The sequence below is a fragment of the Nocardia sp. 852002-20019_SCH5090214 genome, assembly GCF_001665865.1.
GTDB classification, from domain to species: domain Bacteria; phylum Actinomycetota; class Actinomycetes; order Mycobacteriales; family Mycobacteriaceae; genus Nocardia; species Nocardia nova.
The window spans coordinates 1-606 of sequence record NZ_LZMK01000353.1 but is presented as its reverse complement, the minus strand read 5'-3'; the positions used below and the strand labels follow the sequence as shown (position 1 = coordinate 606).

Annotated in this window: 2 protein-coding genes; both read right to left on the bottom strand. The window is 70.1% G+C overall.

Annotated features, from left to right (window positions below; translation table 11 throughout):
* A partial coding sequence (locus tag A5780_RS27435; protein ID WP_156769509.1) for a hypothetical protein occupies nt 1–186 on the bottom strand: 186 nt, incomplete at its 3' end.
* Entirely contained in the window at nt 111–533 is a 423-nt protein-coding gene (locus tag A5780_RS43255) for a hypothetical protein (RefSeq protein ID WP_369829556.1), read from the bottom strand. The genes A5780_RS27435 and A5780_RS43255, both read right to left, overlap by 76 nt.
* Between the last annotated feature and the right edge of the window lie 73 nt (nt 534–606).

The following is a 606-nucleotide window of genomic DNA, read 5'->3' as shown; positions in this document are numbered from 1 at the left end:
GTCGATGACCACACCCCACTGGTCGGCGAAAGCGTTCCGCAGCTCGTCGAGTTTCTCGGCCGCGATCTCGGAGTTCTCGTGCCAGGTCAGCGCCTCGGCCAGCGATCCCGTCAGCGACCACCGGTTGCCCCACGCGATCTGCTGCAGATTCTCGGCGGCGTATCCGAGCTGGTGATCGATTGCCACATCGAGCATTTCCACCGCGCCGGTGCCGTGGGCGCGGGCCTTGTCGTAATCACGCTGGATTCGCGCGCGGGCGGCGCGGGCCTCCAGCCCGGACCTGGGTCTTCGGTGGTGGTGAGCTCGTCACGGTCGTAGCCGTGGCGCTCGGCGGCGCGGGCCTGGTGCTCGCGGATGGCTTTGGCGACCGCGAGCAGCTGCGCCGGGCTGGCGGTGCGTTTCGGTACCGCCAGTCGTGCGTCGTAGAGGTAGGCCAGCAGTCGCCGGCCACGGCGGCGGGTTTCGGTCTGCGCGACCGGGGCATGGCCTCCGGGGGCCAGGCCCGCCGCCCGGAGCTGGCGGCGGGTCTTCAGATGCGATGGAGCGGCCTTCCACGGGTAGATCTCCGGTTCGTGATCGGCTGCCTCGGAAGCGGTTTCCAGCGGT